Here is a 5,715-nt window from a genome sequence, read left to right on the forward strand (position 1 = left end):
GTCCCGGCCTACGGCGCCGGTGAGGACGCGGACCTCGTCCGCGGCCACAGCTTCGAGTTCCGCATCAACGGCGAGGCCCCGGCCGTAACTTCCTGCCCGCCCCCGGCACCGTCACCAGCTTCGCCGCGCCGACCGGCCCAGGCGCTGCAGCGTGCGGCGCGTGCGCTCGCGGAGTTCAAGGTGGAGGGCATGGCCACGGCCATCCCGTTCCACCAGGCGGTCGTGGTCGACCCGGCGTTCCGGCCCGAAGTGACCGGCTCCACCACTGCGGCATCTGAAGGCGTGTTCACGGTCCACACCCGCTGGATCGAGACCGAGTTCGTCAACGAGATCAAGGACTGACGTCCGGTCCGGTACGTGACTGAGCCCCGTCAGGGGCGCGGGGAACTGCGCGACCAGCCCTGCGACGGGCCGCAGCCGCCGTAAGACAGTCCGTGGCAGACGCGTCTGCGGGTTCGTCGTGGTTGCTCGCGCCCACGCGGCGAAGCCGCACATGTCACAGCCCCGCGCCCCTGAGGGGGCACCCCAGCGACTTGCGCTGGACAGGAAATCGGCTTCGGGCAGGGGGAGTTGAGGCTCGTGGAGATCCGCATCGAGGTGACCGGGGACGAGCGGGGCCTCGCCGCGCTGCACGCGTGGCTGAGTCACGGAGGCCACTGGAGCGTCGTGTTCGGCCCGGACGAGGAGCTGCTCGTCCAACTCGTCACCCCGCACATCCGCCGACGAACGAGCCCGTACCGCGTTCGGATCAGCCCATCAGCGCAGCACCGGGTCACGGGGCAGGCCGAGGATGCGCTCGGCGATCTGGTTGCGGGTGACCTCGGAGGTCCCTCCGGCGATGGAACGGCCGCGGCACTCCAGCAGCCGCACGGCCTGCAGCCCTCCTTCCGTACCCTCCTCCGCCAGCATCAACTCATGAGCCAGTAGCGCTAGTTGGATCTCAGCGGCCTCCTGCTGCCGCTCCGCACGCAGGAGTTTGGTGATGTTGCCCTCCGGCCCGGGCTCGCCACCGGCCACCGCTCGCTCCGCGCGACGCAGGTTGAGCAGCCGCGCGGCCTGGCCGCGGGCCAGCAGGGTGCCCACCCGCGGCGTCAGGGCGGCGGGGCGCCCGACATCCTCATGCGAGGCGAGTAGTTCCTCCTCGACCGGGACGTCCCCGGCCTGCCCGCCGCCGATGCTCAGTCGCTCGTTGCCGAGCGTGGAGCGGGCCACCATCCAGCCGCCGCCGACCGGGCCGACGACATCCTCGTCCGGGACGAAGACGCCGCTGAGGAAGACCTCGTTGAACCGGGACTCGCCAGTGATCTGCTTGAGCGGCCGAACCTCCACTCCGGGGGCGTGCATGTCGATCGCCATCATGGTGATTCCGGCGTGCTTGGACGCGGCTGTGGCGGTGCGCACGGTGGCCAGTCCGCGGGTGGCGAGGTGGGCCCCGCTGGTCCACACCTTCTGGCCGCTGACGATCCAGCCGTTCCTTCCGTCGGTGGCCCGGACAGCCCGGGTGGATACGGCCGCCGCGTCCGAGCCCGCGCCGGGTTCGCTGAACAGCTGGCACCAGATCTGCTCCTGTGCCAGGCCCTTGGGCAGCCAGCGCTGTGCCTGTTCCTCGCTCCCATGCTGCAGCACAGTCGCCAGCACCCACCCGGTGATGCCGTAGACCGGTGCGGCGATTCCAGCCTCGGCGAACTCCTGGTCGATCAGCAGCTGAAGCCCGGCGGAGGCGGCCCGACCCCAGGGATGTGGCCAGTGCGGCACGGCGTAGCCGCATTCGACGAGCACTTTGGACCGCTGCTCCGCCGGGAGCGCGGCGACCTCCTGAGCAACGGCCCGGACCTCCGCGCGGCGGGCCTCGACCTCAGGCGGCAGTGCGACCTTCCCCTCACGGCGAACCCGGGCCCCGGCCAACCGCACCGTGTCGGCGGCGGCTTCGGCGGGGCCAAAGAGCGCCTCCACGGCGGTGGCCCGCCGCAGCAACAGGTGGGCATCGTGCTCCCAGGTGAAGCCGATACCCCCGTGCAGCTGAATATTGAGCCGCGCATTGTGGCTGTAGGCCGGGGCGGCCAGCGCTGCGGCGACAGCTGCGGCCAGTTCGAACTGACGCGACCCGGCGGCCTCATCGTCCGCCGCGCGAGCGGCGTCCCACACGGCGGCGGTGGCGAGTTCGACCTCCACCAGCATGTTGGCGCAGTGGTGCTTGACGGCCTGGAAGGTTCCGACGGTACGGCCGAACTGCTCGCGCACCTTGACATGGGCGACGGCGTCGTCCAGGCACTGCCGGGCCCCGCCGACCGCGTCCGCGGCGAGCAAGGTGCGCTGCAGGGCGAGCGCGGCCGGAACGGCCCCGGCCAGTAGTCCGTCCTCGATGATCGGAACGTTGTCCAGCTCGACCCGGGCAGCACGCCGCCCGCGGTCGATGTTGGCCGGGACCTCGATCCCCACGCCCGGCGCTGCCGCCTCGACCAGTACCAGGTCAGATCCGCAACGGAGCAAGAGGAGTTCGGCCTGCCCGGCGCCGAGCACCGCTCCGGCAACCCCGGTGACGGTCCACCCCCGCGCGGCGCAGTGTGCCGCCGAGGCCGCAGGCGCCGCGGACGCTGCCGTCGGCAAGGCCGGGGAGTCGCTGGGCCTGCAGCGGCCGGCTGCCCTGGGCGGCGATCACCGCCGACGTGAGCACGGTGGGCAAGAACGGCCCTGGGGCCACGGCGCGCCCCAACTCCTCGATCAGTGCGCCCAGTTCGCCGAGTCCGGCGCCGCCGCCCCCGTACTTCTCGGGCAGGTGGACGCCCAGCCAGCCGAGGGCGGCGAGGTCGGACCAGAAGCGCGGCAGAGCCCCGGAGTCGTCACTGTCGAGCAGCGCCCGGCACTCGGCGCGGGCACCGTACGCGGCGAGGAAGTTGCGGGCGACGGACTGGAGTTCGCGTCCGTCTTCGGTGAGTGGGATCGCCAAGGTGATCTCCCCCTGAAATGCTGACGAAATTCGTCTGATTTTCGTACGCTAGCCACACCCTGAAACGCGATCAAGGCTCCGCCGCCGCCCAAACCCTTGACAGCACAAGACCGCGCTTCTAGGTTCCTCCAATATTAGACGATGCCCGTCCGAAATACGTGTGAAGAGAATCCGCAACCACGGGACACGAGAGAGAGCACCCATGATGCAGGTCACCATCGAGCCGGACCGCTGTGTGGGATCGGGGCAGTGCGTGATGCTCGCCCCCGCCGTCTTCGACCAGGACGACGACGGGATCGTCATCCTCCTCGACGACAAGCCGACCACAGAGCTGGACGGCGTGCGCGAGTCCGTCAAGGTCTGCCCCGGCCGCGCGATCCTCTCCGCGGACACGGCATGAGAACCCGGGCCGCCGTCCTGCGCGCCGGCGACGCCCCCTTCACCCTGGAGGACGTCGAGCTCGCCGAGCCGGGCCCCGGGGAGGTTCTGGTCCGGGTGGCCGCGGCCGGGATGTGCCACACCGACCTCAGCGGTCGCCGCCCGCGCCCGGCCGGGGCCGAGCTGCTGCCCGCGATCCTCGGGCACGAGGGTGCCGGAGTGGTGGAGTCCACCGGCTCCGGGGTCACCCGTGTCCGCCCCGGCGACCATGTCGTGCTCAGTTTCGACAGCTGCGGCTGGTGCCGCCAGTGCCTGGCGGGTGCCCCCTCGTACTGCGAAGAGTTCCGCGAGCGCAACCTCACCGGTCGCCGGGTGGACGGCTCCACCGGAGCGGTCGCAGCGGACGGCACCGAGCTGAGCTCCCGCTGGTTCGCACAGTCCTCATTCGCCCACCACTGCGTCGCCACCGAGCGCAGCGTGGTCACGGTCGACCCGGACCTTCCGCTGGACGTGCTCGCCCCGCTCGGCTGCGGGGTGCAGACCGGCGCCGGCAGCATCCTGATCGGCCTGGGCGTCACCGCCGGGGCCTCGGTGGCGGTCTTCGGTTCAGGCGCCGTCGGCCTCTCGGCCGTCCTGGCCGCCCGTCTCGCCGGAGCCGCCCGGATCGTAGCCGTGGATCTGCACGCCAAGCGTCGCGAGCTCGCCCTCGAGCTCGGCGCCACGCACGCCCTGGACGGCGCCGACCCCGACCTCGTCGCCCAACTGCAGGAGATCACTGGAGGCGGACTCGACCACGCCTTCGACACCACCGGCGTCCCCTCCGTGATGCGCTCCGCCGTCGAGGCTCTCGGCCCGCGCGGCGCGCTCGGCCTGGCCGCCGGCGCCGATGTGCTGCTCGAGCTGCCGCCTCCGCTGCTTGCCGGGCGCACTGTGACCTTCCTGCTTGAGGGCGATGCGGTGCCGCAGACCTTCATCCCGCAGCTGATCGAACACTGGCAACAGGGCCGCTTCCCCTTCGACCGGATGATCCGCCCCTACGCATTCGACGCGATCAACGACGCCGAACAGGACAGCAGAAGCGGCGAGACCATCAAGCCCGTCCTCGTCATCTGAGGAGACGAACGTGCAGCACATAGTCGTCGTCGGCGGCGGAGCCGCGGCGGTCAGCGCCGTCGAGGCCCTCCGCCAGGACAGCTTCACCGGCGAGATCACCCTGGTCTCCGCGGAGTCCGGACTCCCCTACGACCGGCCACCCCTGTCCAAGCAGGTACTGGCCGGCCAGTGGGAGATCGAGCGCACAGCGCTACGCCGCCCCGAGGAGATCGACGCGCTGAGTGTCGCCTGGCTCGGCGGACGCAGCGCCACCGCCCTCGACCCCGTCGGAGGCACCGTGACGCTGGACAGCAGACGGCAACTGGCATACGACGGCCTGATCATCGCGACCGGTGTCAGCGCCCGCCCGCTGCCCTTCGGCGCCGACCTGGCGGGCGTACACGTCCTCCGCACCGAGGCCGACGCCCGCGCACTGCGCACCGCCTTCGACACCGGCTCCAGGCTCGTCGTGGTGGGTGCCGGGCTGATCGGCTCCGAAGTTGCCGCCACCGCCCGGAAGTTGGGCCTTGACGTCGCACTGGTGGACCCTGCCCCAGTCCCGCTGATGCGCCAACTCGGGGAGCATTTCGGCGAGTTGATGACCCAGGCACACCGGGCCAACGGCACCGAACTCCACCTGGGCACCGGAGTACGCAACCTCACCGGCGTCGACGGCCAGGTCACCGCCGTCGAACTCGACGACGGCACCACGCTCCCCGCCGACTGCGTCCTGGTCGCCGTCGGCTCGGTCCCCTCCACCGACTGGCTGGCCGGCTCCGGCCTGGGCCTTGACCGAGGCGCACTGGTCTGCGATCAGTACTGCCAGGCAGCCCCCGGCATCTACGCGGCCGGCGACGTCGCCGCCTGGCAGCACCCGGGCTACGGCCGCCGACTGCGGATCGAGCACCGCACCAACGCCACCGAGCAGGGCAGGGCCGCGGCCCGCAACCTGCTCGGCGCCGAGCAGCCGTTCAGCCCGGTCCCGTATTTCTGGACCGACCAGTACGACATCAAGATCCAGGGCTACGGACTCCTTGAGGGCGAGGACGTCGAGATCGCCGAGGGCAGCCCGGAGGACGGCCGCTTCATCGCCGTGTACCGCAGCGGCGGCAAGCCGATCGGCGCCCTCGGCTGGAACAGCGCACGCCGGATGCGCCACTTCCGCCCTCTGCTCGACGCCTGAACTCCTTTACGTCCCATCCGTTTTCCGCCTCTCCCCCTCCGGAGGAACCGATGACGCCACCCACCGCCGCCACTGCCGGGACCCCCGAGCCCGCCGAGCTCCAGCACCCCTTCCC

At 71.4% G+C, this 5,715-nt stretch carries 5 protein-coding genes and 1 pseudogene; 4 read left to right on the forward strand and 2 right to left on the reverse strand.

The genetic code is table 11. The features are described 5' to 3' along the window. Positions 1–336, forward strand: a pseudogene (locus GUY60_RS33120) (acetyl-/propionyl-CoA carboxylase subunit alpha); the annotation flags it as partial. A 420-nt stretch (positions 337–756) separates the two neighbouring features. Here the strand turns inward: GUY60_RS33120 and GUY60_RS33125 are convergent. Continuing rightward, the gene (locus GUY60_RS33125; RefSeq protein WP_223178761.1) at positions 757–2,439 is read right to left on the reverse strand and encodes an acyl-CoA dehydrogenase family protein; all 1,683 of its coding nucleotides are present in this window, start codon (positions 2,437–2,439) and stop codon (positions 757–759) included. A 31-nt stretch (positions 2,440–2,470) separates the two neighbouring features. After that, complete coding sequence (locus GUY60_RS38600) at positions 2,471–2,947, reverse strand: acyl-CoA dehydrogenase family protein (RefSeq protein ID WP_223178762.1); 477 nt, start codon at positions 2,945–2,947, stop codon at positions 2,471–2,473. Between the two features lie 205 nt (positions 2,948–3,152). Between GUY60_RS38600 and GUY60_RS33130 the strand changes: the two genes are divergently transcribed. From GUY60_RS33130 to GUY60_RS33140, 3 genes are read left to right on the forward strand one after another with little or no spacing between them, the layout of a single operon-like run. Continuing rightward, a complete protein-coding gene (locus GUY60_RS33130) occupies positions 3,153–3,347 on the forward strand; it encodes a ferredoxin (RefSeq protein ID WP_187370191.1) in 195 nt (64 codons plus the stop codon). Continuing rightward, on the forward strand, positions 3,344–4,438 hold the full coding sequence (locus tag GUY60_RS33135; RefSeq protein ID WP_161704655.1) for an NAD(P)-dependent alcohol dehydrogenase: 1,095 nt from the start codon (positions 3,344–3,346) through the stop codon (positions 4,436–4,438). The genes GUY60_RS33130 and GUY60_RS33135 overlap by 4 nt, the downstream gene beginning before the upstream one ends. Positions 4,439–4,448: 10 nt before the next feature. Then, the gene (locus GUY60_RS33140; protein ID WP_161704657.1) at positions 4,449–5,600 is read left to right on the forward strand and encodes an NAD(P)/FAD-dependent oxidoreductase; all 1,152 of its coding nucleotides are present in this window, start codon (positions 4,449–4,451) and stop codon (positions 5,598–5,600) included. Positions 5,601–5,715: the final 115 nt, after the last annotated feature.

It is taken from the genome of Streptomyces boluensis (genome assembly GCF_009908195.1).
GTDB lineage: Bacteria > Actinomycetota > Actinomycetes > Streptomycetales > Streptomycetaceae > Streptomyces > Streptomyces boluensis.